Origin of the sequence: Acidothermus cellulolyticus 11B (genome assembly GCF_000015025.1) — a bacterium.
GTDB lineage: Bacteria > Actinomycetota > Actinomycetes > Acidothermales > Acidothermaceae > Acidothermus > Acidothermus cellulolyticus.
Genome location: NC_008578.1, coordinates 2,317,216 through 2,343,943 on the forward strand (window position 1 = coordinate 2,317,216; position 26,728 = coordinate 2,343,943).

The window sequence follows — 26,728 nt, forward strand, 5'->3', positions numbered from 1 at the left end:
GCCACCGGCGCCCGGTCAACGCACACGCTACTCACCAGGGATGGTCTGACGCCGTCCCGGCGTCCTGCGGAGCCGCCGATCTGCCATGCCGCAACCGCCTTCCGGCTCAATACCAGAGCGCCACTACCAGGGCGCCGGCGCCAATCCGTCGCGACCGGGATTTCCGGTGCCTGCAAACGCGTTCCGCCAGCCTGAGGCTACTGACCAGGACCGCCCGACGCCGGTGGCGGCGCCGTGGATTCGCGAACAATGAGCTCGGTGGACAATTCCATCCGTTGGGTGCGCAGCCGGACGCCGTTGATGAGGTTGAGTAGCATCTCGGCAGCGGTCCGGCCCATCGCCGTGAGGGGTTGGCGGACCGTCGTCAACGGGGGTGAGAGCCAGCGTGCAACGGGCAAATCGTCAAAGCCGATGACGCTGAGATCCTGCGGTATGCGCAGGCCGCGTTGCCGTGCAGCCTCGTACACCCCAAGTGCTTGTTGGCCACTGCCGGCGAATATCGCCGTCGGTGGATCGGGAAGTGAGAGGAGCTCTTGGCCGCAACGAAATCCGCCTTCGTGCTGGAAATCGCCGTACCGGATGTACTCCGGGCCGACCGCGACACCTGCGCGATCAAGGGCGAACCGGTACCCATCGACACGTGCGCGGCTGCACAGCCAATCCTCCGGCCCTGAGATGATCCCGATCCGCCGGTGACCAAGCTCGAGGAGATGCTCCGTCGCCGCCATCCCTCCGGCCCAGTTCGTCGCCCCGACGCTCGGCACTTCCGGCGCGGGCAGGTTCGCCGGATCGATGACGACAAGGGGAATCGACTGCTTGTGCAGCTGGGTCCACTGCTCCGTCGTCAATTCCGACGTCACCAGGATCACGCCGTCGGTGTCGTGACTGGCCAGCGAACTCGTCCAACTCGTCGGCCGGGCGCTGCCGTGCCGAACCGCTGACACGACGACCCCGCGGCGCTGATCGGCAAAGAAATCCTCCACGCCCCGAAGAATTTGAATGGCCCACGGACTGCCGAGCTGGTTGAAGATGAGATCGATCAGACCGGCGCGGCGCGCGGACCGGCGTCCCGGCCGCACGTAGTTGTACTGAAGCAGCAACTCCTCGACGCGGGCACGGGTCTGCGGGGCTACGTCGGCCCGGCCGTTGACGACTTTCGACACCGTCGGGAGCGAGACACCCGCTTCAGCAGCAATAGATGCCAGGGTGATCCGCGTTCGCCGCCCGGCCACCGCCCGGTTTGCGCCGTTGCGCTCCCCGATCTCTGCCGACACCGCGGTCCGCCTTCCGCCGTCGTGCGAAACTCTCGGTGAGCTATCGTAACCGGCTTGGTCGGGGAACGACATAGCCGATCAGCCCTTGACCGCGCCGGTGAGCGCACCAACGATGCGCCGCTCCGCTGCCACGAAGAACAGCAACGTCGGCAGGATCGACAGCGCAGTGAAAGCCAGCACACGCGCCGTGTCCTGGGAGTACTGCGTCTGGAAAGCCGCAACGCCCAAGGGAAGGGTGAAATGTTGCTGGTCATTGAAGACGAGCAGGGGGAGCAGGTAGAAGTTCCAGCTCGTGACGAACGAGAGAATCGCCACCGTCGCCAGTGCCGGCCGGGAGAGCGGAAGGAGAATGCGCACAAAGAATCCGAGGCGGCTGGATCCGTCGACGACGGCGGCATCCTCCAGCTCAGCCGGAATGGCCCGCATGAACGGCCGGAGGATGACAATGGTGATCGACAGCGAGAACGCTGCCTCCGGGATGGCGACTCCGAAGTAATTCTCCAGGAGCCCGAGATCCCGCAACCAGAGGTAGAGCGGGAGTGCGGCGACCGTCAGCGGGAAGAGCAACCCGATGGTGAAGAACGCGTAGATAGCCTCCCGCCCGCGGAATGCGTACCGCGACAGCGCAAATGACGCCATCGCACCGATCACGACCGTGAGGACCGTCGCGACAACAGCGATGATGGCGCTGTTTCCCATGAAGCGCCAGAATGTGGACGACGTGACAATGTCGCGGTAATTCGACAAGACCCACGGGTGCGGCCAACCCGCCGGCGATGCGTTGATCGCGGCCGTCGTACGGAATCCACCGATGAAGACGAAGAAGAGCGGGATCAGGGTGACGACGAACACGACGACGGCCGCGGCATACGCGGAAATCGTCCCCCACGGTATTCGGGGCTCCCACGCTTGACGCGGTTGACGATACGCGACCGCCGACATCTAGCCCACCGCCCTCGTCAATGCACCTTCGACGTCGCGCCGAAGGGCGAATCGCTGGTAAATGAGCGCGAATACGAAGCAGATGACGAAGAGAATGACGGCCACCGCGCTGCCGTAGCCAAATTCGTACCGCCGGAATCCGTGATCAATCATGTACACCGACATGGTTGTCGACGCATTCGCCGGGCCGCCAAGCGTCATGATCCAGACGAGGTCGAAGAGCTGGAGCGAGCCAATCATGGAGAGGAAGATCCAGATTCGGATCGTCGGTCCGAGGAGCGGGAGAGTGACCCGGCGGGTGACCTGCCACGGGGTCGCGCCGTCCAGCGCAGCGGCCTCGCGCAACTCGTCGGGGATGCCCTGCAGGCCGGCGAGCAGCAGGACAATGCCGAAGCCGATGTATTTCCACGTGATGACGACAAAGAGCGTGTACAGCACCAGGTGTTGATCGGCCAACCACGGGCGGATCAGACTCTCGAGCCCGATCGCTTTGACAACCTGGTCGACGAAGCCACCCGGCTGCAGCATGAGCAGCCAGATGACCGCGGTGACCGCTTCCGAGAGGACGTACGGCGAGAAGACCACCAGGCGGAGAAAGCCGCGCCCGAACATCCTCCGGTTGAGCAAGAGGGCGATCCCGATGCTCAACGGCAGCTGAATGAAGAGGGACAACAATGCGATGATCACATTGTGCAGAATCGCCTTATGAAAGACGGGGTCCGATAAGGCTGTCTGGTAATTACGGATGCCGACGAAATCCGTGAGCGGGCCGAATCCCGACCAGTGATAGAGGCTGTAGTAGACGGCGACGGCGATCGGTACGAGAACAAATCCCACGAAGAGGAGAAATGCCGGGCCGAGGAGCAGGAGCAGCTCGGCGCGAACCCGCCAAGAGAGGCGGGCTCGGCGCGGCCTCATCGGGAGCCGAGCCGCCGCCACGGGAGTCGTGGCTGGGGCAGCCGTCCCGACCGCCCCAGCCACGTTGCGTTCTGCTGTCATGTCGCTCCGTCAGTGCGAACTGCTTACTTCGACGACACCGACGCCGCCAGGCTCTCCGGACTGCCGGAACCCGCGAAGAAGTCGGCGACCGCCGAGTCAAGCGCCTGTCCGGCATCGGTCGGCAGCGCCTGGTCGAAGTACAGCTGGTTGTACGACACCGTTCCGATGTACTGAAGGACCGTCTTCAGCGTGGGGTCGGTGATGGCGTCGCTTGCCTCGCTGTTGGACGGCAGGCTGACGGCGCTCTGCTTCACCAGGTAGCGCTGGACATCGGCGCTGGTGATGTACTCCAGGAACGCCGGGCAGGCGTTGGTGGCCTTGTAGGTGCAGCTGAAACCGTCGCCACCGCCGAGTCCGGCGTTCTGGTCACCCGCACCGCCGGACACCGACGGGAAGGGGAACCAGCCGAGTTTCGACGCGAAGTTCTTGTCCTGGGTGAGCGACGGCATGACCAGGATTTCCCAGTCACCCTGCAGCTCCATTGCCGCCTTGCCGTTAGCCACCAAGCCGGCCGAGCTGCCGGCGCCTTGTTGTGCGGGCGTGCCAAGGAATCCGGTCTGGAACGGCTTGGCGTCAAGGAACTTCTTCATGTCCTGACCGGCCTTAACGAAGCAGGGGTCAGAGAATTTGACGTTGGCGATGGACGACGTCACCGTGTCCTTCGGGCATTCCCGAAGCACGAAGTACTCCCAGTAGAAGGCGTCCGGCCAACGGTCCTTGCCGCCCAGCGCGATCGGGGTGATCCCTGCCGCCTTCAGCTTGTCGATGTCTTGGTACAGCTCGTCCATCGTCTTCGGCGGCGAGGTGATGCCCGCCTTTTGGAACAGGTCCGTGCGGTACCAGAAGCCGACGATGTGGTAGTCGTACGGAATTCCGTACCACTTGCCGTCGACCTGCCAACCCTTGGCCGACGGGCCGAGCCGGTCGACCCAGCTCGAGACACAGGCCGTCATGTCCATCAGTTTGCCGGACTTGACCTGCGTCGCTTCGGATCCCCCGCCCCACTGCTGGTACAGAGACGGCGGATTGTTGGACTCGAGTGCGGCCGGCACCTTTGTCGTGAATTGCTCATTTTGAATGGGCACAATGTTGAAGCTCACGTTCGGGTGCTGTGCGTGGAAATCGTCGGCCGTCTTCTGCCACGCCGCCTTCCCCGGATCGGCTGTGGCGTTGTGCCACCACGTCAGCGTGACGGAGTCGGTCGGGAACGGACAGGACGATGACGCCCCGCCGCTGCTCGACGCGCTGGCGTTCGTGCTGCTTGACCCGCCGGCGCTGGGAGACGTTCCGCTGGAGCCTCCCGTGCTCTTGCCGGAGCTGCAGGCAGCCACCGTGAGTGCGACGGCGACGGCGAGCGCGAGCCCGGCGCGCCGCCGCGCTTTCGTGCGAGTCCAACCGCCGGGGAGGCGGCGATCCTCACTGCTTGTGCTCATGGGCGCCCCTTCGAGGACAGACCCGCGCGGGTGCGCGGGTAGCTGGCTGATCCCCACTGCCCGGAAAGTTTCGGAACTTTGACCGGGCGAGTTGCGATACTTCTACCGCTCGGCCACAAGGTAAAGCACCAACGAACTACGGTCAACACCTTTCGAGATAGGCTGTCGAACCGTTACATTTCTGCAAGTGCGGTGGGCCGAGCGCTACTACCGGCGTCCGAAACTTTCGGACAGCATCCGCTGGTCGGACTGCTGCGGCGGCGAATGAAACGGAGAGAGCAGTGCTGCGACGTGATACGGACCAGACGTCGGCCGCGAATGGTTCTCTGCCGATCTGGCGGGACCCGACGCGTTCTCCGCGGGAGCGGGTTGCGGATTTGCTGGCCAAGATGACGCTCGAGGAAAAGATCGCCCAGTTGTACGGCGTCTGGGTGGGAGCGGACGCGTCCGGCGACGGCGTGGCGCCGCACCAACACGACATGAGCAACCCGGACCTTGACTGGCACGCGCTGATTTCGCGAGGCATCGGACAGTTGACCCGTCCCTTTGGTACGGCGCCGGTGGATCCTGCCCTCGGCGCACGTGCGCTGGCGCGAACTCAGGCGGAAATCGTCGCCGCCAATCGTCACGGCGTCCCGGCACTGGTGCACGAAGAGTGCCTCACGGGTTTCATGACGTGGGGCGCCACCACATACCCCACGCCGTTGGCCTGGGGGGCGAGTTTCGACCCGGCGCTCGTCGAGGAAATGGGCCGCCAGATCGGCACTGCCATGCGGCGCATGGGTGTGCACCAAGGACTCGCCCCGGTTCTCGACGTCGTCCGCGATTACCGCTGGGGCCGGGTGGAGGAGACCATCGGTGAGGACCCTTACCTCGTGGGCACGATCGGATCCGCGTACGTGAAGGGGCTCGAATCCGCCGGAATTGTCGCGACCCTCAAACACTTCGTCGCATATTCCGGTTCGCGGGCGGGCCGCAATTTCGCACCCGTGGCGACGGGACCGCGCGAACTCGCGGATGTTTTTTTGTTGCCTTTTGAAATGGCGCTCCGCCTAGGCGGCGCGCGCTCCGTCATGCATTCGTACAACGAAATCGACGGCGTACCCGTCGCAGCAAATGCGGATCTGCTCACCAACCTTCTTCGCGACCAATGGGATTTTCACGGCACGGTCGTCTCGGACTACTTCGGCATCGCTTTCCTGCGTCGCCTGCACCAGGTCGCGGAAGATGACACCGGTGCCGCTGTTCTTGCCCTCACGGCCGGCATCGACGTCGAACTTCCCACCGTGCACTGCTATGGAGAGCCGTTGACCCAAGCGGTTCGAGCCGGCCTGGTCTCCGAGGAGCTCATTGACCGCGCAGTCTGCCGGGTACTCGAGCAGAAGTGCGAGCTTGGCCTGCTCGACCCGGATTGGACACCGGAGCCGGCGGCTGTCCGCGAACTTGGCCACCATGCCGAGACCGACGCCGATGACGCCCGCGGCACGATCAACCTTGACCCCCCGGAATCCCGCGCCCTCGCCCGGCGCCTGGCGGAGGAATCCGTCGTGCTGCTCGCCAACACCGGTGTGCTGCCCATCAGCAACGTACGACGGATGGCTGTCGTCGGCCCGCTGGCTGACGACCCAGCGGCGATGCTCGGTTGCTACACCTTCGAGAGTCACGTCCGTTCCGCCCATCCGCAGGTGCCGCCCGGAATCGACATTCCGTCCGTTCTCGAGGCCCTGCGGGCCGAATTCCCGGAGACCAAAATCGAGCACGCCCGAGGCTGCGACGTCCGCAATGACGACCGATCCGGCTTCCCGGAGGCCGTGGCCCTTGCGGAGAGCGCAGACCTCTGCGTGATTGTCGTCGGCGATCGGTCCGGGCTCTTCGGTCGAGGAACCTCCGGGGAAGGCTCCGACGTCCCGGACCTGCGGCTACCCGGCGTGCAGGAAGAATTCATCCACCGGATCTGTGATGCCGGCACACCGGCGGTCCTCGTTCTCCTCACCGGACGGCCGTACGCTCTCGGCGGGTTGGCCGATCGGGTTCAGGCGATCGTGCAAGCGTTCTTCCCCGGTGAGGAAGGAGGATCGGCGATTGCCGGCATCCTCTCCGGCCGGGTCAGCCCGTCCGGTCGCCTTCCGGTGAGCATCCCGCGGCACCCCGGTGGCCAGCCGGGTACCTACCTCACGCCGCGGCTCGGTCAGCGATCGGACGTGAGCAGTGTCGACCCGACGCCGCTCTGGCCGTTCGGTTACGGCCTGTCCTACACGTCATTTGCCTGGGACGACGTCCGGTTGGACGGCGTGCCGATCAATGAGCCCGTGGAGACGCCGGTTGACAGCGTCGTCGAGCTCTCCCTGCGGGTGACGAACACCGGTCACCGGCTCGGCACCGACGTCGTCCAGCTCTATCTTCACGATCCGATCGCCCAAGTGACCCGGCCGACGGTTCAGCTCATTGGGTATGCCCGAGTCACCGTCGCTGCAGGGGAGAGCCGCCGGGTCACATTCCGCATCCCGACCGACGTCTTCGGATTCACCGGGCGCGACGGGCACCGGATCGTCGAGCCCGGTGAGATTGAACTGCGCCTGTCGGAATCCAGCAATTGCCCGCGCTTCTCGGTCCCGGTCCGCCTTGTCGGTGAGGTACGGCGTCTCGGTCCCGACCGTGCGTTGGTAACGACGGCGCAGGTGAGCGAACCCGTTGCCGCCGCCGGACAACACCAGGGCGAGGGACTAGCCGAATAACAGGCCGCCGACACCCACGAATGACGCGGGGGGCGTCCGCTGCCGTTCGCCTAGAAACGTTTCGAATTTCGCGTCCACACTTAGTGGTCCTCGATGGGGCACCGATAACGTGCCCAGAACATCCGACCACCGAGGGAGTGACGCATGGCGGAAGCTGCGCAGACCCGAGTCCGCGATTGGCTGGCGGCCGTGGTCTCGCCGCGGAGCCGGCGGGACGCGCGCGCTCTCCAGGGTTACCTGCGACGAATCGCCTCCGGTGACCTCGTATCGTCGCCGCCCGTAATGCGTACCCGGTGGGCGCACGAGATCTTGACCGGTATCGACGAACTTCGTGGCCAGTGGTCTGCGCACCTCAACACGGACCGGCGGATCGTCCGCGGGCTGGCCACCGAATGGCGGCGGATGAACGACGTGGCCTGGGAGATGATGTCGGCGTCCGAAAATACCGTCCGTGACGTGGCGGACGCCGCAGCGTCAGCAACCGAGCTCTCCGAACGGATTACGGTCATCGCACACGGAGTGGAAGAAACCGCGGCAACAATTCGGAGCATCGCCGACCACGCATCGCAAACGTCGACGGTCTCCTCGCACGGCGCCAAGAAGGCGGAAATCGCCCGAGAATGCTTTGAAACCCTGCGTGCCGCCACGCAACGGGTGGAAGACATTGTCAAACTGATCGTCCGCATCGCGTCCCAGACGCAATTGCTCGCCCTCAACGCGTCGATTGAAGCGGCGCGAGCCGGTGAGCTGGGGCGCGGCTTCGCGGTCGTCGCCGGCGAAGTGAAGCAGTTGGCCGAGGCAACCGGGCGGGCCACCGACGATGTGATCGCTACCATGCGGGACATCGAAACCGGCTCGGCAGCCGCCGCGGACGCGGTCCGAGACGTCACCGTCACGATTGATCAGGTGGACGCCGGACAGGCGGCCATCGCCGCGGCGGTCGTCCAGCAGACGGCGACAACAAGTTCGATCGGGGACAGCGCGTCGGCCGCAGCCGAACGCGCGACCGTTCTCGCCGAGCACGTCAAGGCGCTCACGCACGCGGTCCGGCTCTCCGCTTACGCCGGTGCTCAGGCCCGCACGGTCGCCGCGGAAGTGGCGCACGCCGAGCAGGCACTGAACGACGCATTGGCGCGGTGGACCTTCGCCGAGATGCCCGACGATGACGTCGGGGAACCCGCGGCCGGCTTGGACCCGGATTCCGGTGTCACGAAAGAGAACGGCGTCATCACCATCCAGAATTATGCGATCGGCGAAGGCTTGCATCGCTTTTCATACCGCGGGCGATGGGGACACGCGACAGCGAATATCGAGGCGGAAGGCACGAATTCCCATTCGAGCATGCCCGGCGACACGGCGACCCTGCGCTTTTCGGGACGGCAAATCCGGTTCTACGGCGTCCTCGCACCGAACCACGGTCTGGCCAGCGTCCGCGTCGACGACCAGCCGGAGACGATTATCGATCAGTACGCCGAGCAACGGGTGCACGGGGCCTTGCAGTGGGAGAGTCCGCTGCTGCCGCCGGGTGAGCACACGTTCACGCTCACGGTTCTCGGTGAGGCGAATCCCAAGTCCCGCTACGTCTGGGTCAACATCGACCGGGTCGAGGTCGTCGAATAAGGCCCGACCGGGCGGACAACTCTCCGCTAAGGTGACGGTGTGGTCGTCAGCACCGCACCTGGTCGCATCGCGCTGATCGGATCGGGAGAAACGACGCCGACGATGGTGGGCGTCCACCGCGAGATCTTCGCCCTGACGCCGCCGGGTGACGCGGTGCTGGTGGACACCACGTTCGGATTCCAACTCAACGCGGACGAACTCGTCGCTCGTACGCAACACTATTTCGCGGAGAGCCTCGGCCGCCGTGTCGATGCGGTGTCATGGCGGCGCGCGGACGCCGCCGCGTCGACGTTGGACCGTGCTCTCGCAAGGATCTCTACGGCTACGTGGGTTTTCGCCGGTCCGGGAAGCCCAAGTTACGCCCTGCGCCAGTGGCGCGACACGCCCATGGTCGGTGCGCTCGGCAGCGTCATCCGACGGGGCGGCACGCTCGTGTTGGGCAGCGCGGCTGCCATAACCGTCGGAAAGTACGCAGTTCCGGTTTACGAGGTGTACAAGGCGGGTTTCGATCCTTATTGGGACGAGGGTCTCGACCTGCTGGGTACATTCCTCGACCTTGAGCTTGCCGTCATTCCGCATTTTGACAACGCCGAAGGGGGCACGCACGACACCCGCTACTGCTATCTCGGCGAACCGCGGTTGGCCGCGCTCGAACGGGAACTGCCGGATGGGTCGGGGATTCTGGGCATTGACGAACACACCGCCGTCATCATCGACGTGGCCGAGCAGACTGTACGCGTGACCGGTAACCGGACGATGACCCTTCGAGCGCGCGGTCGGTCGCGGATTTTCCCGGCCGGTTCGTGCCTGCAGGTAAGCGACGTGCGAGCGTGGTTCGCAGGCGAGGCGACGGTCGGGTCGGGCTTCCCCGAACCGGCAACCGGGGCAGCACCGCCGCCGACAACCGGCGCGGTGCCGGTCTTAGCAGGTGACGCGCCCGTGCTGTCCCTGCACGAGGCGACCCTCCGCGCACGGACCCGCTTCGACGCCGCCGCAGCGGACCGTGACGCAGCAACGATGGTCGACGCGATCCTTGGTCTGGAACAGGCCATTCAGGACTGGAGTGCGGACACTTTACAGAGCAGCGACCGTGACGAAGCACGGCGCGAACTCCGGTCGCTCATCGTCCGGCTCGGCGAATTCGCCCAAGCAGGGGCACTCGACACGTCCGACCTGGTCGCCCCATTCGTCACCGCGCTCCTCGACGTCCGGTCACAGGCACGCAGCCGCGGTGATTACCAAACGGCAGACGACATTCGTGACCGGCTCATCCGGGCCGGTGTCGAAGTGCGGGACACACCGGACGGCGTCCGGTGGCTTCTCCCGGAAAAATAGCTCGTTCCGAGCGACGCCGTTCGCTGGTCGCACCGTGCGGCTTCTCGACTTCTGTTGGCGACTGCGGGCGGTGGGGTCAGCCGGCCTCGAGACGTCGTATCTCAACCGCATCGGGGGTAAAGGCAAGCGTGAGGTGGAACCCCTCGACGTGTAAGGCACATTCATAGTGGCCAGGGATCCGCCACGACACCCGGGCGGATCGGATTTCCCGGCCGGTCAATGTCTCGAGCGCCTTGTTGACGGTCCGGACCTGCTCGTCGTACCGGCGTCCCAGCGGCAACCGGTGCATCACGCTACCGAGGAGCAGTTCGACATCCGGACCGAGGCGGCGGGCATGCCCGGTCTCCAAGGCCAACCGGCAGGTACGTTCGACCGCGTCGACATCGTCGGCCGGAATGGTCCCGGCGGCAACGTCCTGAGCGAGCCGGGCATAATCGGCCCGTCGATCGTCAGGCAGTGCAGCGGCGAACGCCTTCAGGGCGGCTGCCACGGCACGAGCCTCGTCCTCCGAAACCGTGACGGGAATCGGATCCAACGGCGGCGCGTCCTGCTCCGATGTCATGTAACGATGAGTTCCTTGGCCTCGTGTTCGAACGTGCCGGTCTCGATCGGGCAGTGAATGCCGCATTCCTTCGGAGCGCCCTGCTCCCACCACCAGCGCCCGGCGCGGTCGTCTTCACCGGGCTGAATAGGACGGGTGCACGGGGCACACCCGATGCTCGTGTACCCCTGCTCGTAGAGGGGGTGAATCGGGACGTCGTTGCTCCGGGCGTACTCCCAGACCTCGTCATTGGTCCAGTCGGCAAGTGCGTTGACTTTGACGATCCCGCCGTGGTCGTGGTCGAGTTCCACTTTCTTGATGGCGGCCCGAGACGCCCACTGGTCACGGCGCAGACCGGTGAACCAGCCGTCCAAGTCGCGCAATTTCTTAACCAGCGGGCGCACCTTGCGGACCTGGCAGCAGAACATCCGCTGCGATACGCTCCGCCGAAAGAGATCCATGCCCTGAGCGCTCACCATCTCGCTGACTTCGGTTGCGTCGGGAAACAGAATTTCCCACCGTGTCTGCGGATACCGCTCCCGCACCTCGTCAATGAAGGCGTACGTCTCCTGCGGCAGACGGCCGGTGTCGACGGTGATGACCCGGACGTCGGGACGGAGTTTCGCCGCCATGTCAAGGACGACCATGCCGTCGATCTGCAGCGCGGTCACCACGGCGATGCGATCGCCGAGTTCTTCCAACGCCCAGGCGATAACGTCCTGCGGTTCCTGATCGTCGAGTTGAACCGCGATCTCACCGATTTCCAAGTCGTCAAAGACGCGTCCCATGGTCAGCCTCCTGACATGGCCATGACGAGGGAAATTTCGGTACCCGGAGCCACCGGAGTATCCAAACCGTCAAGGGTGCGGATGTCGTCATCTCCGACCGTGACGAGATACGCCTCGGCAACGTCGCCGTTCGGCAGGACGGCGGCACCGAACGCCGGATGCCGCCGGCTGACGGCCTCCAGCGCCTCGCGGACCGTTCGAGCCGACACCTCGTACCGATCCGCACCACCGATCATCGCGAGCAACGGACCGGGCACGGTAACAACAACGCCAGTCGCGGATTCGGATTCCCGCTCGCCGCCGGCGATCCGCTGCAATTCCTCGTCGGTCCGGGTCGCTGTGAAATCGCCGAAGGTGAAATCGGCGGCGCCGCGGCGTCGTCGCTCCTCGAGCCACGCGCCGACAAGCCGGGCCAGAACATGCTCGATCTCAGTCGTCGGGACGCGTCGCAGCAGACGCCGTCCGATCGCCGCCCGCCGTCCGAGACCGCCTCCGATGGTGACGTCATACGCCTCAATGCGCTCGTCGGAACCCTCGACGGAGGTCGACGTACCTTGCAGACCGATTTCACCGATCCAGTGCTGGGCGCAGGCGTGCGGGCAGCCGTCCATGTGAATGGTGAGTCCGTCGATTTCCTGCGCGCCGAAGGTGGCGGCGAGATGGTCGAGAATCGCGTCGAGTTTTCCTTTCGTCTCAGCAACCGAGTAATTGCAGAACTTGTGGCTGGTGCACGCGACCGATCGACCGTACGCCCGGCTTCGGTCGAGCGGAAAATCCATGGCCGCGAGCGCGTCGCGGACGTCGTCCAATCGATCCCGCGGCACATTGCCGAGGATGAAGTTCTGCTGCCGGGTGAACCGCACGTCGCCGCCGAGCTGGTCCGCAAGGTCGGCGATCGCGTGCAGGTGGTGCGCGGTAATCCGCCCGGACGGCACCGGAACGCCGACGTACACCAGCTCGGGATTGCGCTGCGGATGCACGCCGAGATGGTCGGCCTCACCGACGGGTTCGGGCGCCCGGCCGTCGGGGAGTCGGCGGCCCAGCACCTCCTCGACTTTGGCGCGCATGCCTTCCGGCCCGTAATCGTCGACCATGAATTTGATGCGCGCCTTGGCTCGGGAAAGCCGGTACCGCAGATCACGCTGCCAGGCATCGGTCACCGCACGCAGCACGGCGATTGCATCGTCCCGGGGAACAAAAACGCCGAGGTCGCGCGAGAGCCGCGGGGTGTTCGACATCCCGCCGCCGACCCGAAGACCGAAGCCCAGTTCGCCGTCCTGCTCAGTCGCGACGAGAGCGACGTCGTGGAAATCCGGTCCGTTGCACTGAGCCGGGCAGGCCGAAATCGTGTACTTCAGCTTGCGCGGCAGATTCGAGTACTCCGGGTTGCCCGAGAAGAAGGCAGCGGCCTCCTTGACGATGGGCCATACGTCAAAGAGCTCCCCGTCCTGCAACCCCGCGACTGGGCAGCTGGTGATGTTCCGGACGGTGTCGCCCTCGGCCCCGGCCGTCGTGAGCCCGGCGGCCTCGATCGCCGCCATCACGTCGGGAAGCTGCGCCATGGGAACCCAGTGCAGCTGGATGCCCTGGCGGGTCGTCAATTCCGCCTCGCCGCGGCCGAAAGCGGCACTGATGTCACCCAGCGCCCGGAGCTGGGCCGGGGTCACGCGACCAGCCGGAACCTTGATCCGCACCATGAATGTGCCGATCTTCGGCTTGTCATGGGCCAGGCCCCACCAGTACAGCCGGACGATCTCCTCCTCGGAGATTTCCTCGTACCCACGCTCGATCAGCTCGGGAAGCTCGTCTCGAACCGCAAGCCCGGGACGATCGCGTTTGAGCCGTTCGATGAAGTTTCGCTTGTATACAAGGTCCCAGTCCGGCGCTGGCCGGAGCTGGCGGGACGGGGCGGTAAGAGTCACAGAGGTCTCCGAACCTTAACGATGTTTTCCGATCGGACGAGTAGGTTATTGCTCACGGGCGAGCATCATGTGCCTTGAGGTACACGGTTATCGGCGATTGCGGCTCACTAATCAAGTGACGGCCAGGAAACGACTGACCGGTCAATCGCCGCGGGGCGCACTCGTACAACGGCAGAGACAAGGGATCATGACACCCACGACCCCTGAGCACCGTGCACGAATCATGGCGAACAGTGTACCGAACCGGTCGCACCGGGCCCAGCCGTGCTGATGTGATCAAGGCGAGCCGACGGAGAGTGGATCGGTCGCTGGCGTGGATCGGCCGTACCGCCATGCCCGGCGGTACGGCCGATCCCTTCCGTCACGGATACGAAGTACGGATACGCAGGACAGCCACGCCCCAGACGCGACCGCGGCGACCGGGGACGCTCAGGCAGGCACCCGCACTTCGGAGGCGTCCGCCACGAGGTAGTCCTCGTCGCGGGTGGCGTCGAGGCCGCGCGGGGCTTTCGACAACACCGGGGTGAGAACGACAGCGACGACGATGTTGAACACTAAGGTGATCAACCCGATCCACATGGTCACCTTCGTGTGGATGCCCCAATGCGTAAACGCCCACTGGGACCCGCCGAAGTGCCCGTGTCCGCCCGCCTTCGGTGTCAGCCAGAGCATCCAGAGCGACGAGACCATGCCGACGACCCAGCCGGCCATCAACGCCCAGCGGTGGAACCACCGCGTGTAGAGCCCGAAGACGACGGCCGGCAGGATCTGGATAATGATGATCCCGCCGATCAGCTGGAAGTCGAGCGCGAAGCTGACGTTCAGGAAGAGGATGACGAGCAAGGCGCCGAGTTTGACGACCAAGGACACAATCTTGCTGACCAACGCCTCTTCAGCCGGGGAGGCGGTCGGCCGGAAGTACGGCCGATAGATGTCCCGGGTGAAGGTGTTGGCCGCGGCAATCGACATGATCGCCGCAGGCACCAGCGCTCCAATGGCGATCGCCCCGAAGGCCAGACCGGCAATCCAGGCCGGGAATTCCGCGTGGAACAGCATCGGCACGATCGTGTTCGTATCCGCCTTGCCACCGGCGCCAAGCGCCGGTTTGACACCAGCCGCGATCGCCATGTAGCCGAGCAGCGCAAGGAAGCCGAGCATCAGACTGTACGCCGGAAGCAGCGACATGTTCTTCTTGACCGTGTCTCGGCTCTTCGCAGCGAGCACGCCGGTGACCGAGTGCGGATAGAGGAACAGGGCCAGCGCCGAACCGAAGGCCAGCGTGGAGTATGCGAGATACTGCGTGTCCTTGAGCGTAATGCCGCCGGATTTGGCCGCCGCGAAATGCGCATTCGCCGCCGAGAAGATGTGGTCGTACCCGTGGAGTTTGTACGGAATCCAGATGACGGCCGCGAGCACCGCGGCGTAAATCAGGATGTCTTTCACGAATGCAATCAGCGCCGGTGCACGCAATCCTGACGAATACGTGTACGCAGCGAGCACGGCGAACGCAATCCATAACGGCCAATCGCCGTTGATGCCTGCCGCCTCGATCACCGCTCTGATGCCGGCCAGCTGCAAGGCGATGTATGGCATGGTTGCCACGATGCCGGTGAGCGCGGTCGCGACGGCGAGCGCGTGGGAACCGTGCCGGCCCCGGACGAAATCTGCAGCGGTAACAAAACCATGCCGCCGGGCCACCGACCACATGCGGGCGGCTGCGAACATGACGATCGGATAGACCACAATGGTATACGGCACGGCAAAAAATCCAAGCGCGCCAGATCCGAAGACCAGGGCGGGAACGGCCACGAACGTGTACGCGGTGTAGAGGTCACCGCCGACGAGGAACCACGTGACCCACGTGCCGAAACGGCGGCCGCCCAAGCCCCATTCATCGATATGCGCAAGCGTTTCGCCACGCTGCCAACGCGCCGCGAGAAAACCGAGTACCGCGACGAACACAAAGAGAACAACGACGAGGGCAAACTCGGTGCCGTTGAACGGAACCTTCATCGCTTCTCACCTCGCGATGCGCGGTACACGATCCAGGTGCAGATCATGGCGATGGGAATCCAAGCGAGCTGGTACCAGTAGAAAAACGGCATGCCGCCGATGGTCGGCGAGTAACGGTTATAGAACGGTGGAACCAGTGTTCCGATCAGCGGAAGGAGAAGCAGCAGGTAAACGGCTCGCCTACGCGCGCGAGCCCGGCGCGTTCGGTGCAGCGGGTTTCCCAGAATCTGGTGATGACGCCATGCGGACCTCCGGTAGGAGCGTGCGGGGCGGGGCGCCGCGCACAGACCGACGTGAGCGACCGGGTGAGCAACGGCGATCGCCGCTCACCCTTTGCCTATAGGTTGCGCGGGAGGGCATGAAGGTTTACCTCAGTTACCTGGGCGACGAGAGTAACCCGGACGGCAAAATCACATGATCGATAATCTGGCGCCCACCGACCCGCCAGCCGCGATAAGACAATGCGCCCCACCCCGCACCTACCACGTGCAGAGCGCTAATCCCGGAGATCGGCACGGATGGCATGGGTCCCGGTGATGGTGGGTCGTCACGGCGTACACCTTGGTCGCCGTACCCGCCTTGGTCTACGGCAAAGGCGGTTTGGGATTTTCCGCCGTTCCGTACACAATTGTCGTATTTTCGATTGCACTCATCTTTCTGCCTCGGTTCTGGACCCTTGCGGTCCGAAACGGCTGCTGCTGTATCCGCACGTCATGACATGCACCTTCGCCGCGAGGAGCGCCGACGTCGTTCCGCGGACCTGCTTCGGTCTATTCGCCTGGACGGCGCTCCTCGCTCTTGTCGCACTCGCCGGGTTGGGTGCTGCGGCGGCCGGAGTTCACGTGGGCCGTACCCCTCACCATCGACGGGCTGCACGCGCGTGTCTACGCCGGATCGCCGGCCTTACTGGTAAATCTGATGGTTGCAGCCGTATTGACGCCCCTGTTGCGGCTCGTGAAGGTGGCGGAAAGGCTCGACACGACGGACATCGACCAGGGATGACGGGAGGAAGCAATGCGCCAAGCGTTGTTTGCGATGGACCGCCGATGAATCCGCGCGGCCGAGACTACGAAGACACCGCAGCGGACGTTGCCGCGGGCGGTGCACTCGACCTTCGCAACGCCGAGCGCGAGGCGGCACTTACCTGGCTCTTTGACCGTCATTACCCGGAGCTTCTGCGACTGGCTGTTCTGTTGGGCGGCGGTCAGGAAGCGGAAGATCTTGTGACCGAAGCGTTTTGTCAGCTGCACAGACACTGGCCGCGTCTTCGTGATCCGATGGCCGCTCCGGGATATCTCCGATCCGTCGTGTGCAATTTGGTGCGTATGCATCTACGACACCTGCAGGTTGTCCGCCGGCATGCCGAACAGCGGCTGCCTGATAGTGATTCCGCAGAATCACAAGTCGTCCTGCGTGAAGATCAGCGTGAGGTCATGACGGCGCTTCGGCGTCTTCCCGAGCGTCAACGCCAGGCCTTGGTGTTGCGGTACTGGATGGACCTCAGGGAGCACGAGATTGCCGAGGCGATGGGCATTACGACCGGCGCGGTGAAGGCGCACATTTCCCGAGGAATGGCGGCGTTGACGAGATATCTGACAGCATCGCCCGCCCTGCCGGCTGTCCCCCGCTCGAGTGCCGAGGTAGGAGTCCTCCCATGATGCCGGACACTGAAGAACGCCTGCGTGACGTTCTAGACGCAGTGGCACGTCAAGTCAGGCTCGATACCCGGGGATATCAACGCACCCAAGCAGCATGGCGTCGTCGAGAGCGTCGGCGCAGGCTTGTCGCTACTTTTATCGCGACCATAATCATCGCTACCGCTGGCATAGTCGGTTTGTGGGCGTTGAATCGAGGCGATTCTGGCGAGCCCGTTATTTTTGACGGCCCCCAGCTGCACCCGACATCGCTCATCGTCCGCGTACCGCCCGGCTCCTGACCGGACCGGAGTGGAGAGGCGAATCTGTTTGTCTACGGCCATCCCGGTATCGTTTGTGGGTGTGATACGGCTTTCGTGTATCCCGACGACCACGGCATTCCGTTGATCGAAGTCAGAGCATCGTGACCGTGCGCACAGCTGTCGCACTCCCCATAATGACGGTGGTGCTCGTCTCCGCGTGCAGTCTCGGCAACCACGCCACCCGTCCGCCGGAACCACCGAACCCGGCAGGGCGGGGCGTCACCAGTGTCGTACCAACGACCGCCGCCGGCTCGCCGACCGGCAACGTCGCGAGCGCGACCGCTCCTACGGCCAACAGCCCGGCAGACGACCTACCGACGGTGGAGATCGCCGCAGTTGGGGATCTCACCCTCGGCAACACACCGCGGTTGCCGCCGAACGCCGCGGGCTATCTGGCGTCGGTCCGCAGCGCCCTCGCCGCGCCGATTGTCTTTGCGAATCTCGAGGGCGCGTTGACGAATTCAGCGGCGACCAAGTGCCCGACGCCGACACCGTCACCGAGCCCGTCGTCGTCCACGTCACCGATGTCGGCGCCTCCACGCGCCAGCAAACCGACGATCACGCGGTCGCCGTCCGCGTCCGGGACTCCGCAGACGACCGCCTCGCCATCCCCGCGGGCGTGCTTTGCATTTCGCATGCCGCCGGATTTCGCTGCGTCCGTATTGAAGTCGAGCGGCTTCACGGTACTGAACAGTGCGAACAACCACTCGCACGACTTCGGGCCCAGCGGGGTCGCCGATACATCGGCCGCTCTGAAAGCCGCGGGCATCGCACAGACCGGCTTGCCGGGTCAGTTTGCTCTCGTGTCGGCCAACGGAATTCGCGTCGCGTTCATCGGCTTCGCCCCCTACGACACCACAAACGACATGCGCAAGGGCGCCGCGGCACAATCACTCATCACGCTGGCGCGCGCCCAAGCGGACATTGTCGTCGTCTACATGCACGCCGGCGCCGAAGGAACACGAGCGGCGCACGTCACCGGAACGGAGGAGTATTACCTCGGCGAGGACCGCGGCAATGCACGGGCATTCGCGCACGCTGCGATCGACGCGGGAGCAGATCTCGTCATCGGGAGCGGCCCGCACGTCCTGCGCGGCATGGAGTACTACCGTGGCAAGTTGATCGCGTACAGTCTCGGTGACTTCGCTGGCTACTACACGTTCGCCACCAACGGAACGCTTGCGCTCTCCGGCATCTTGCACGTCCGGCTCGACCGGGCCGGCCGTCTCGTCGGCGGCCGTTTCATCTCCACGCACCTCGACGCCGCGGGCCGGCCAACCCTCGACCCGACAGGCCGCGCGGCGGCGTTCATCAACGGCTTGTCCAGACAGGACTTCGGCGTTGCCGCAGCGGTGATCAATCCGGACGGCACTCTCGCAATGCCGCAACGGCGTTAAGCAGCTGCCGACGCCGAATCGCCTGCCGCCCAGCCGCACGTCCCGTGGCGACCGGATCCGTTCCGGTGGACGAGTGGGCCGCCCGGGGATCGAACCCGGAACCCGCGGATTAAAAGTCCGCTGCTCTGCCAGTTGAGCTAACGGCCCGAAGCGTGACGCGTCACACGGTGGGCATCGTCCAGTGTGCCAGCCGGCAATGGCCGGAGCGCTACCGGAGTGGTCCGCTGGATCCGGACCACTCGGGACAATAGGGTCGAGGAGTACGGCAGAATGATGCGGGGGTCGATCATGGCACGGTTCGGTTCACCAGGTGACACCAATTCAGTCGCCGTTACGACAGAGGCCCCAGCACTGACGAATCGCGAGCCGGTCACGGATAGGCCCGACAACCCCGAAACGGCAGGCAGCACCACAGCGACCACCGACCCGGCCGTGACGTCGGCCGCCGACAGCGGCGACCCTGCCCCCGCCGCGACCGACCACCCGACTCCCGCCGACCACACGCCGTCCACCGGAGACGCGCTTCCCACCGGAGAGGCGACGCCAGCCGGTCACACGCCGTCCGTCGGAGACGCACCGCCGAGCGGAGACGCGACGATCGTGCTGCCCGCACACGTCGGACCAGGCCCAGAACCGAGCCTTCCCGCGCACCGACATGGGCGGCGGTGGCTGCGGGCGGTTCTCGCGGCGTTGATCGTACTCGCATTCGGCGCCGCCGGCACCGGTCTCGCCTGGCAACAATCACAGCTTGCGCACCTCCGGTCCGACGTTGCGGCGCTGCGCGCCGCGCAGGCCGAACAGGTCACGGCCCTGCAGTCGAGCCTCAGCGCCCAGCGGCAGCAAATTTCCGCATTGAGCGGTCAACTCGTGGCGGCCCGCAGTGCCCTCCAGAACACCCAGAACCAACTCAAATCCGACGAAGAACGGCTGAACATCGCAACGGCTCAGCTGCCGCCGGACTTGACCGAGCTCGCGGCACGCGTGACGCCGTCCGTCGTCCTCGTGAGCTGCGTCTCGGGGACGACGACAACGAGCGGCACAGCGTTCGCACTTGCTCTCCCACAAGCGTCCGGATCGCAGACCACATTGGTGACGGCCGAGCACGTGGTCGACGGCTGCACTGACCCCAATTCCGGTGTCCTCTCCATCACGGCCGGGAATCGGTCCGCATCCGCGGCCGTTCGGGCGTACGACGCGGAGAACGATGTCGCCCTGCTCGACACCAGCCTCCGCATACCGCCGTTGCAGCCGGCAAGCAACGGTCCGGTCGTCGGCGAATTCGTCATGGCAGTCGGAAATGCCCTCGGCATCGTCGTCAACAATGTGACCTCCGGCATAATTTCTCAGGTTTATCCGACCTATTTTCTCGATACAGCGCCGATAAGCAACGGCAATTCCGGTGGCCCGGTCGTCGACCGCTCCGGAAATGTGCTGGGCATCGTCGATTGGGGATACGCGTCCGGCACCGAAGCGCCGTTGGTGGAGAATCTCAACGCCTCGCTGCGCTTGTCGGTGCTCTGCCAGAAATTGCTGACGGGAGCGGTGTGCCGCAGCCTCCACTAGGCGACGTACGGCACACTCCAGTGGGCGATGTACTGCACACTGCAGGAGTCGCCGGGTGACTCGACACCCTGCCGCCGTCCGACGCTGCGGAATTTCCCGGCCGCGCAACGCATTACCGCGCTGAGGGCGGCTCTGCGGCAAGTGCCTCCAGCGCCGGCAGCGCCGCTTCGATCGCGTCCACCTGCTCCGGGGCCAGACGGGCAATCCGTTCCGCAAGGGCCGCGGCCCGCGACTGCCGCAATTCGGCAAGCGTGCGCCGTCCGCTCTCGGTAAGGCTGAGGAGGCAGGCCCGGGCGTCGGCGGCATCAGGCGATCGGGAGACCAGGCCGGAACGGACGAGGCGGTCGACAACCCTGCTCATCATCGGCGGCGCCACGTTCTCGACCGCGGCAAGCTCGCTCAACCGGACCGGCTGATGCGCCTCAACACTCGCCAGTGCCGAAGTCTCCGACGGAGTCAACCCGCCGGAAGCGTGCTGGCGCACCGCCCGCGCTAATCGGCCGACGACGATCCGCAACCGGGCGGCGATTTCCGCCTCCCGGGACGGACCCGCGGCCGGCGTAGAGACCACGTCCCGGCGCACCGCCACCTCCTCGGGCTCGAATCTACGAACTTTCCCGACCGGCTGCGATGATGACCCCGTGCACATCTCCGCCAAGACCGATTACGCGATGCGCGCCATGCTCGTCCTGGCACACGCAGCCCGCGAGCGAGCCGACGCGTGGGTCAAAGCCGAGGAGATCGCCGACGAACAGCGGCTCCCGCGCAAATTCTTGGAGGCGATCCTCGCGGACTTACGGCGGGCGCGGCTTGTCGAGAGTCTACGGGGAGCCGAAGGCGGCTATCGGCTCGCCAAGCCGGCGTCGGCGATTTACGTCGCGGACGTGATGCGCGCCGTGGACGGCCCCCTCGCCGAGGTTCGGGGACTACGCCCGGAGAACGTCCGCTACGAGGGTGCGGCCGCTGGTCTGCAGGATGTGTGGGTCGCCGTTCGCGCCGGACTTCGGGCTGTGCTCGAGCGAGTGAGCGTCGAGGACGTCGCCAACCGCGCCCTGCCCAAGCCGGTGCAAGACCTTGTCGCCGAACTGCAAGGCTGGATTCCCCGTTACTGACGCGGCTCGGTCTCGACCGGCAGGATGACGAAGCCGCGGCGGCCTGGCGATCCCCGTCGCTGCAGCGGCTGGCTCTGGAGCCTCGGGGCGTCGTCACGAGCCGAGCTCGTGCAGGCATCAAGAGCCAAACACGTGTCATCGTCAATAGCCGAGCTCGTGCAGCCGCTCGTCGTCGATGCCGAAGTGGTGGGCGATTTCGTGCACGACGGTCTTGCGCACTTCGTCGATCACTTCGGACTCGGTTTCGCACAGCGCGCAGATGGTGTTGCGGTAGATGATGATGCGGTCGGGCAGGACGCCGCCGTACGCCGTGGTGCGCTCGGTCAGCGGGATGCCGACGTACAACCCCAGCAGTTCTGGATCGTCGGGCTCATCTTCGACGAAGACTGCGACGTTCCGCATCGCCCGGGCGAACTCCTCCGGGATGCCGTCAAGCGCCTCGGCGACGAGCTCGTCGAACCGGTCCGGATCGACGTACACCACGACTCGAGAAAACCACAATGATCCGCCGGACGTCGAGCTCACCGCGCGGCACCCGCGAACCGGCGAAAGACGATCACCTTGCGGCCGGTGGCGGACGGCAAGCCGGACCCGCGGTAGCGGCCGGTCCCGCCGTCCCCTATGCTTGGTCAGTCCCGGAACGTCCGTTCGGGCGCGGCCGTCGACCGCCGTTGCTGCCGCCCTCATCGTCTAGCGGTCTAGGACACCGCCCTTTCAAGGCGGCGGCACGGGTTCGAATCCCGTTGGGGGCACGCGAGGACGGCGGCCACGTGCCGCGACGGACGCTGGCTGGGATGGCGAACCGAATACCGCTCGGCTAGCCTGTGCATGAGCATGGTCCCGTGGTGAAGCCTGGAGTTCACGCCGCCCTGTCAAGGCGGAGGTCGCGGGTTCGAATCCCGTCGGGACCGCCAACCGTATCTGCAGCCGGTGCCGAGCCAAATCGCTCAGCGCGGGGCCAGGTAGCTCAGTTGGTACGAGCGCCCGCCTGAAAAGCGGGAGGTCGGCGGTTCGATCCCGCCCCTGGCCACCACGATCGAAAACCCCGGCTGCTCAACGGGACGGCGATACCGCGGCGGCTGTGTCCCACGCATAGTTCGGAAATCGCCGACCCCGCGGCACGACGTCCGGTGAGGCCTCCAACCCCCACGCCGTCCACCCAGGGCGTGGATACCGGGCGAACAATTCGAGGTACGGCCCGGGTGAGCAGGCTTCGATGATGTCGTACTGTTCGTCCGGCTTCCTGCTGTGTTCCCGTTTCCGGGTCTCAATGAGATTCACCTGCGACCGTCCGGGCGCGAGTGTGCGCATTCTGCCGCGGACGCCGAAAAGGATCGGTTCGGTGACGTTGCGGAAATAAAATCCGACGCCGCGGCCGTCAGGGCCGCCGTCCTTCCGCCGCTTCACCCACACGATCATGGAAACGTACCGGAACCCCCACGCCGCCATCACCTGAAGACCGTCGGGGATCAGCGCGTTGGGACACCACAGGTACAAGTGAGCCGCATCGGCGACAACCTCGCCGACCGGCAGCGCCGAAATTTCGGCAACCGTCATGGTCTCGTAGCGGCCAAGGCGTCGGTGCTCCGGCGCGACCTTGCCTGTTCGGTTGACAAACCGCCATGGCGGATCGGCCAACACGGTCCGGAAACCACCCGGAACCGTCGGAAGTGCAACGCTCATGGTCATCTACGCTATCCCGCCGCACACCAGCGACCGCGTTGCCACACGTGTTGACGCTTCTCGGCGCCGGCCCATGCATGTTGACACCCCTGCGCACCGGCCCATGCGTGTTGACGCTTCTCGGCACCGGCCAATAAGTTGGGACTGTCAACAAAATCCGGACCGGAGGCGGGAATGTCACTCACCACTGCATCGTCGAAAACTATCGAAGTTGCCACGCCGTCGAAGGAAGACCGTTTCAGCTTTGGTCTGTGGACCGTCGGCTGGCAGGCGCGTGATCCCTTCGGTGAAGCGACACGTCCGCCGCTGGATCCGGTGGAGGCTGTTCACAAGCTCGCCGAATTAGGCGCCTACGGGGTCACCTTCCATGACGACGACCTCGTTCCGTTCGGCAGCAGCGATGCGGAGCGCGCTCGGCTTATCGACCGTTTCAAGAAGGCGCTTGCCGACACCGGCCTGGTCGTCCCGATGATGACGACGAATCTCTTCACCCATCCGATCTTCAAGGATGGTGCGTTCACCGCCAATGACCGGTCCATTCGGCGGTATGCGATCCGTAAGGTGATGCGCAATCTGGATCTGGCGGCCGAACTCGGCGCCCGTACGTACGTTTTCTGGGGTGGCCGCGAGGGAAGCGAAATCGACGCCGCAAAGGACATTCGTGCTGCGCTTGACCGGTACCGCGAGGCGATTGACACCCTCGCGCAATACGTCAAAGACCAAGGCTACGGCATCCGGTTCGCCCTCGAACCGAAACCCAATGAGCCGCGGGGTGATATTTTCCTCCCGACGATCGGGCATGCGCTCGCGTTCATCAACTCCCTGGAGCATTCGGACATCGTCGGGCTGAATCCTGAAGTCGGTCACGAGCAGATGTCCAATTTGAATTTCGTGCACGGGATCGCACAGGCCCTCTGGCACGGGAAACTCTTCCACATCGACCTCAACGGCCAGCACGGGCCGAAGTACGACCAGGACTTGGTCTTCGGTCACGGTGACCTGCTCAGCGCGTTCTTCCTCGTCGACCTGCTGGAGAACGGCTTTCCCGGCGGCGGCCCGGTGTACGACGGTCCGCGGCACTTCGACTACAAGCCGATGCGCACGGAGGACATCGACGGCGTCTGGGCGTCCGCCGCGGCGAACATGCGCACGTACCTCCTCCTCAAGCAGCGGGCAAAGGCGTTTCGAGCGGATCCGGAGGTGCAGGCCGCACTCACCGCAAGTCGTGTTCCCGAGTTGGCCGTCCCCACCCTCGGCGAGGGCGAGTCGTACGCCGACCTGCTGGCCGACCGGTCCGCGTGGGAGGAATTCGACGTCGATCGAGCCGCCAACCAAGGCTACGGGTACGCCCGTCTCGATCAGCTCGCCATCGAGCACCTCCTCGGCGCACGCGGCTGACCCGCGACGACCCGGCTACGAAACGGACACCCGATGACGCGAACGCTCGTCGCCGGCGTCGATTCGTCGACCCAAGCCTGCAAAGTGGTGATCCGCGACGCCGTCACCGGAGAACTCGTCCGGCAAGGCCGGGCGCCGCACCCGCCCGGCACCGAGGTTCACCCCGACGAGTGGTGGACGGCCCTGCAGGCCGCAGTCGAGGACGCCGGCGGGTGGGACGACGTCTCTGCCATTTCCGTCGCCGCGCAGCAGCACGGCATGGTCTGCCTGGATGCAACGGGAACCGTGGTTCGGCCGGCCCTGCTGTGGAATGACACCCGCTCGGCGCCGGACGCCGACGATCTGGTCCGGGAGCTAGGGAACGGCGACCCGGAAGCGGGCGCCAAGGCGTGGGCCGACGCAATCGGCACGGTTCCCGTCGCCTCGTTCACGGTCACGAAGTTGCGCTGGCTCGCTCGCTGCGAGCCGGCGCACGCGGCACGGACCGCTGCCGTCTGCTTGCCCCACGATTGGCTCACCTGGCGGTTGCGCGCGTCCGAGGACTCGACGACGCCGGATCTGACGGCGCTGACAACCGACCGCTCAGACGCCAGCGGCACGGGCTACTGGGCAGCCGCAACCGGCTACCGGCAGGACCTCCTGGAGCGGGCCTTTGGACGTCGTCCTCTGCTGCCGCTCGTCCTGGAACCCGCGGAGCGCAGCGGACTTGCCCGCGGCGGTCAGGTCCTGGGGCCTGGTGCCGGCGACAACGCGGCAGCCGCGCTCGGTGTGGACGCCGGTCCCGGTGACGTGATCGTGTCAATCGGCACCTCGGGAACCGTCTTCGCCGTGAGCGAGACCCCGACCGCCGATCCCACCGGCGCAGTGGCCGGATTCGCCGATGCGACCGGCCGTTTTCTGCCGCTCGTCTGCACCCTGAACGCCGCCCGTGTCCTTGATGTGACGGCGAGAATCCTGGGGACCGACGGCGATGGGCTTGCCGAGCTTGCCCTCTCCGCGCCGGCGGGCGCTGACGGCTTGGTTGTCATTCCGTATCTGGAAGGAGAACGAACGCCGAACCGCCCGAATGCGACCGGCGCCGTCCACGGCTGGACGCTGGCCAATTCGACGCCGGCGCATCTGGCCCGTGCGGCCATTGAAGGCGTGCTCTGCGGCCTCGCGGACGGCCTCGACGCGCTCGTCGCGCACGGCGTCGCGGTGCAGCGGGTGGTGCTCATTGGCGGCGGGGCACGGAATGCGGCCGTCCGGCAGATCGCGCCGGCCGTCTTCGGAGTGCCGGTGATCGTCCCCGAACCGGGTGAATACGTCGCCGACGGCGCCGCCCGGCAGGCGGCGTGGACTCTCCTCGGTGAGGCGGAACCTCCGCAGTGGAAGGCCACGCGGACCGATCGCTACGAAGCATCCCCTACACCGTGGGTGCGGGAGCGGTACGCGGAGCTGCGCGACCTGGTGGCGCAGCGACTCCCGCACTGACGACGCACCGGTCAGTCGCCTGGCCGCGCAGTCGAGCGGCTGTTACGACCGCTGCGCAGGACGGCCGGGTTCGTGCTGCGGCTCAGCGTGCTCGATCGGGACGTCTGTCATGAGGGCGGTCGCCAACGCCGTAATGACGAACAACAGAAACGTCACGACGTGCACCGCCGTGCACCAGAGGCAAATCTTGCCGATAATGACGAATTCCGCATACAGCAGGTAAAACACAAAGAGAATTCCAGCGACGCAATATCCGACGCGGCCGTACCGGACACGGGGATCGGACGACCGCCATGCGGCGGGGAGCTGCCAGGGCACCATGCCGAGGAAATACGCCAGACCGAGCACAGCCACCGGAATGCCGAACACCCGCGACTGCGGGCTTGTCGTCACCTGCTCGCAGTTGATGACGCCTTTGCTCGAGCAAATGAGCTGCACGGACTGGTCGTAGTGCACGACGGTGAGGTACGCCGCCAGACCGACGCCGATGATGGTGAGAAGGAGCCCGATCGGCGCGGCCCAGCGCGGTGTGCGCATCGCAGG

At 65.4% G+C, this 26,728-nt stretch carries 23 protein-coding genes and 4 tRNA genes; 12 read left to right on the forward strand and 15 right to left on the reverse strand.

The annotated features are described in order from the left end of the window. Window positions 1-197: 197 nt before the first annotated feature. The 4 genes from ACEL_RS10580 to ACEL_RS10595 all read right to left on the reverse strand — a co-directional run bounded on the left by ACEL_RS10580 (window position 198) and on the right by ACEL_RS10595 (window position 4,648). On the reverse strand, window positions 198-1,274 hold the full coding sequence (locus ACEL_RS10580) for a LacI family DNA-binding transcriptional regulator (RefSeq protein ID WP_202943366.1): 1,077 nt from the start codon (window positions 1,272-1,274) through the stop codon (window positions 198-200). 78 nt (window positions 1,275-1,352) lie between these two features. Continuing rightward, window positions 1,353-2,216, reverse strand: a complete 864-nt coding sequence (locus ACEL_RS10585) for a carbohydrate ABC transporter permease (protein ID WP_011720882.1) — start codon at window positions 2,214-2,216, stop codon at window positions 1,353-1,355. Continuing rightward, window positions 2,217-3,215 carry a carbohydrate ABC transporter permease gene (locus ACEL_RS10590; RefSeq protein WP_011720883.1) on the reverse strand — a complete coding sequence of 333 codons (999 nt, stop codon included), beginning with the start codon at window positions 3,213-3,215 and terminating at the stop codon, window positions 2,217-2,219. It abuts the gene before it with no gap. Between the two features lie 23 nt (window positions 3,216-3,238). Further along, entirely contained in the window at window positions 3,239-4,648 is a 1,410-nt protein-coding gene (locus ACEL_RS10595; RefSeq protein WP_148204615.1) for an ABC transporter substrate-binding protein, read from the reverse strand. A 281-nt stretch (window positions 4,649-4,929) separates the two neighbouring features. Between ACEL_RS10595 and ACEL_RS10600 the strand changes: the two genes are divergently transcribed. The 3 genes from ACEL_RS10600 (at window position 4,930) to ACEL_RS11745 (ending at window position 10,338) form a co-directional block, all read left to right on the forward strand. Continuing rightward, window positions 4,930-7,383: a beta-xylosidase/alpha-l-arabinosidase gene (locus tag ACEL_RS10600; protein WP_011720885.1), complete on the forward strand. Its 2,454-nt coding sequence runs from the start codon at window positions 4,930-4,932 to the stop codon at window positions 7,381-7,383. 144 nt (window positions 7,384-7,527) lie between these two features. After that, on the forward strand, window positions 7,528-9,003 hold the full coding sequence (locus tag ACEL_RS11740; protein ID WP_011720886.1) for a methyl-accepting chemotaxis protein: 1,476 nt from the start codon (window positions 7,528-7,530) through the stop codon (window positions 9,001-9,003). A 39-nt stretch (window positions 9,004-9,042) separates the two neighbouring features. Then, complete coding sequence (locus tag ACEL_RS11745; RefSeq protein ID WP_011720887.1) at window positions 9,043-10,338, forward strand: CysS/YqeB C-terminal domain-containing protein; 1,296 nt, start codon at window positions 9,043-9,045, stop codon at window positions 10,336-10,338. Window positions 10,339-10,414: 76 nt separating this feature from the next. Here ACEL_RS11745 and ACEL_RS10615 read toward each other — a convergent pair whose 3' ends face one another. The 6 genes from ACEL_RS10615 to ACEL_RS12710 form a co-directional block, all read right to left on the reverse strand. Continuing rightward, window positions 10,415-10,900 carry a hypothetical protein gene (locus ACEL_RS10615; protein WP_011720888.1) on the reverse strand — a complete coding sequence of 162 codons (486 nt, stop codon included), beginning with the start codon at window positions 10,898-10,900 and terminating at the stop codon, window positions 10,415-10,417. After that, a complete protein-coding gene (locus tag ACEL_RS10620; protein ID WP_011720889.1) occupies window positions 10,897-11,667 on the reverse strand; it encodes a phosphoadenylyl-sulfate reductase in 771 nt (256 codons plus the stop codon). The genes ACEL_RS10615 and ACEL_RS10620 overlap by 4 nt, the downstream gene beginning before the upstream one ends. A 2-nt stretch (window positions 11,668-11,669) precedes the next feature. After that, window positions 11,670-13,589 (reverse strand): MoaD/ThiS family protein, encoded by a 1,920-nt coding sequence (locus ACEL_RS10625; protein ID WP_011720890.1) that lies wholly within the window; start codon window positions 13,587-13,589, stop codon window positions 11,670-11,672. 429 nt (window positions 13,590-14,018) lie between these two features. Beyond that, window positions 14,019-15,602, reverse strand: coding sequence for a monocarboxylate uptake permease MctP (mctP, locus tag ACEL_RS10630; protein WP_011720891.1), 1,584 nt, complete (start codon window positions 15,600-15,602; stop codon window positions 14,019-14,021). Continuing rightward, on the reverse strand, window positions 15,599-15,814 hold the full coding sequence (locus tag ACEL_RS13000) for a DUF3311 domain-containing protein (protein ID WP_049751519.1): 216 nt from the start codon (window positions 15,812-15,814) through the stop codon (window positions 15,599-15,601). Before ACEL_RS13000 ends, mctP begins: the two co-directional genes overlap by 4 nt. Before the next feature lie 672 nt (window positions 15,815-16,486). Further along, a complete protein-coding gene (locus ACEL_RS12710) occupies window positions 16,487-16,858 on the reverse strand; it encodes a hypothetical protein (protein ID WP_238378097.1) in 372 nt (123 codons plus the stop codon). Between ACEL_RS12710 and ACEL_RS10645 the strand changes: the two genes are divergently transcribed. Both ACEL_RS10645 and ACEL_RS12045 read left to right on the forward strand, forming a co-directional pair. Further along, window positions 16,796-17,260, forward strand: coding sequence for an RNA polymerase sigma factor (locus tag ACEL_RS10645; RefSeq protein WP_238378095.1), 465 nt, complete (start codon window positions 16,796-16,798; stop codon window positions 17,258-17,260). The genes ACEL_RS12710 and ACEL_RS10645 overlap by 63 nt on opposite strands. Before the next feature lie 406 nt (window positions 17,261-17,666). Next, window positions 17,667-18,956 carry a CapA family protein gene (locus ACEL_RS12045; protein WP_148204616.1) on the forward strand — a complete coding sequence of 430 codons (1,290 nt, stop codon included), beginning with the start codon at window positions 17,667-17,669 and terminating at the stop codon, window positions 18,954-18,956. Window positions 18,957-19,030: 74 nt separating this feature from the next. Here ACEL_RS12045 and ACEL_RS10655 read toward each other — a convergent pair. After that, window positions 19,031-19,103 (reverse strand) — tRNA-Lys (locus ACEL_RS10655). A 285-nt stretch (window positions 19,104-19,388) separates the two neighbouring features. Between ACEL_RS10655 and ACEL_RS10660 the strand changes: the two genes are divergently transcribed. Beyond that, window positions 19,389-20,519: a S1 family peptidase gene (locus tag ACEL_RS10660; RefSeq protein WP_169303216.1), complete on the forward strand. Its 1,131-nt coding sequence runs from the start codon at window positions 19,389-19,391 to the stop codon at window positions 20,517-20,519. A gap of 112 nt (window positions 20,520-20,631) precedes the next feature. Here the strand turns inward: ACEL_RS10660 and ACEL_RS10665 are convergent, their stop codons facing one another. Then, a complete protein-coding gene (locus ACEL_RS10665; protein ID WP_011720895.1) occupies window positions 20,632-21,102 on the reverse strand; it encodes a MarR family winged helix-turn-helix transcriptional regulator in 471 nt (156 codons plus the stop codon). A 58-nt stretch (window positions 21,103-21,160) separates the two neighbouring features. Between ACEL_RS10665 and ACEL_RS10670 the strand changes: the two genes are divergently transcribed. Continuing rightward, entirely contained in the window at window positions 21,161-21,631 is a 471-nt protein-coding gene (locus ACEL_RS10670) for an RrF2 family transcriptional regulator (RefSeq protein WP_011720896.1), read from the forward strand. A gap of 141 nt (window positions 21,632-21,772) precedes the next feature. Here ACEL_RS10670 and ACEL_RS12485 read toward each other — a convergent pair whose 3' ends face one another. Next, on the reverse strand, window positions 21,773-22,114 hold the full coding sequence (locus tag ACEL_RS12485; RefSeq protein ID WP_011720897.1) for a metallopeptidase family protein: 342 nt from the start codon (window positions 22,112-22,114) through the stop codon (window positions 21,773-21,775). 196 nt (window positions 22,115-22,310) lie between these two features. Here ACEL_RS12485 and ACEL_RS10680 point away from each other — a divergent pair. The 3 genes from ACEL_RS10680 (at window position 22,311) to ACEL_RS10690 (ending at window position 22,664) form a co-directional block, all read left to right on the forward strand. After that, window positions 22,311-22,383 (forward strand) — tRNA-Glu (locus ACEL_RS10680). Between the two features lie 84 nt (window positions 22,384-22,467). Further along, window positions 22,468-22,545, forward strand: a tRNA-Asp gene (locus ACEL_RS10685). A gap of 42 nt (window positions 22,546-22,587) precedes the next feature. Continuing rightward, window positions 22,588-22,664: transfer RNA gene (locus tag ACEL_RS10690), tRNA-Phe, on the forward strand. Window positions 22,665-22,684: 20 nt separating this feature from the next. Here the strand turns inward: ACEL_RS10690 and ACEL_RS10695 are convergent. Beyond that, window positions 22,685-23,320, reverse strand: coding sequence for an MT-A70 family methyltransferase (locus tag ACEL_RS10695; protein ID WP_011720898.1), 636 nt, complete (start codon window positions 23,318-23,320; stop codon window positions 22,685-22,687). A gap of 168 nt (window positions 23,321-23,488) precedes the next feature. Between ACEL_RS10695 and xylA the strand changes: the two genes are divergently transcribed. Together xylA and xylB are read left to right on the forward strand one after the other, a co-directional pair. Beyond that, window positions 23,489-24,712 carry a xylose isomerase gene (gene xylA / locus ACEL_RS10700; RefSeq protein WP_011720899.1) on the forward strand — a complete coding sequence of 408 codons (1,224 nt, stop codon included), beginning with the start codon at window positions 23,489-23,491 and terminating at the stop codon, window positions 24,710-24,712. A 33-nt stretch (window positions 24,713-24,745) separates the two neighbouring features. Then, window positions 24,746-26,185 carry a xylulokinase gene (xylB, locus tag ACEL_RS10705; RefSeq protein WP_011720900.1) on the forward strand — a complete coding sequence of 480 codons (1,440 nt, stop codon included), beginning with the start codon at window positions 24,746-24,748 and terminating at the stop codon, window positions 26,183-26,185. A gap of 42 nt (window positions 26,186-26,227) precedes the next feature. Here xylB and ACEL_RS10710 read toward each other — a convergent pair whose 3' ends face one another. Continuing rightward, window positions 26,228-26,722 carry a vitamin K epoxide reductase family protein gene (locus ACEL_RS10710; protein WP_011720901.1) on the reverse strand — a complete coding sequence of 165 codons (495 nt, stop codon included), beginning with the start codon at window positions 26,720-26,722 and terminating at the stop codon, window positions 26,228-26,230. Between the last annotated feature and the right edge of the window lie 6 nt (window positions 26,723-26,728).

Coding starts and splice junctions, on each gene's coding strand:
- ACEL_RS11740 (WP_011720886.1), top strand. CDS start 7,528: ATGGCGGAAGCTGCGCAGACCCGAGTCCGCGATTGGCTGGCGGCCGTG.
- xylA (WP_011720899.1), top strand. CDS start 23,489: ATGTCACTCACCACTGCATCGTCGAAAACTATCGAAGTTGCCACGCCG.
- ACEL_RS10585 (WP_011720882.1), bottom strand. CDS start 2,216: ATGTCGGCGGTCGCGTATCGTCAACCGCGTCAAGCGTGGGAGCCCCGA.
- xylB (WP_011720900.1), top strand. CDS start 24,746: ATGACGCGAACGCTCGTCGCCGGCGTCGATTCGTCGACCCAAGCCTGC.
- mctP (WP_011720891.1), bottom strand. CDS start 15,602: ATGAAGGTTCCGTTCAACGGCACCGAGTTTGCCCTCGTCGTTGTTCTC.
- ACEL_RS10620 (WP_011720889.1), bottom strand. CDS start 11,667: ATGGGACGCGTCTTTGACGACTTGGAAATCGGTGAGATCGCGGTTCAA.
- ACEL_RS10595 (WP_148204615.1), bottom strand. CDS start 4,648: ATGAGCACAAGCAGTGAGGATCGCCGCCTCCCCGGCGGTTGGACTCGC.
- ACEL_RS10615 (WP_011720888.1), bottom strand. CDS start 10,900: ATGACATCGGAGCAGGACGCGCCGCCGTTGGATCCGATTCCCGTCACG.
- ACEL_RS10590 (WP_011720883.1), bottom strand. CDS start 3,215: ATGACAGCAGAACGCAACGTGGCTGGGGCGGTCGGGACGGCTGCCCCA.
- ACEL_RS10710 (WP_011720901.1), bottom strand. CDS start 26,722: ATGCGCACACCGCGCTGGGCCGCGCCGATCGGGCTCCTTCTCACCATC.
- ACEL_RS10695 (WP_011720898.1), bottom strand. CDS start 23,320: ATGACCATGAGCGTTGCACTTCCGACGGTTCCGGGTGGTTTCCGGACC.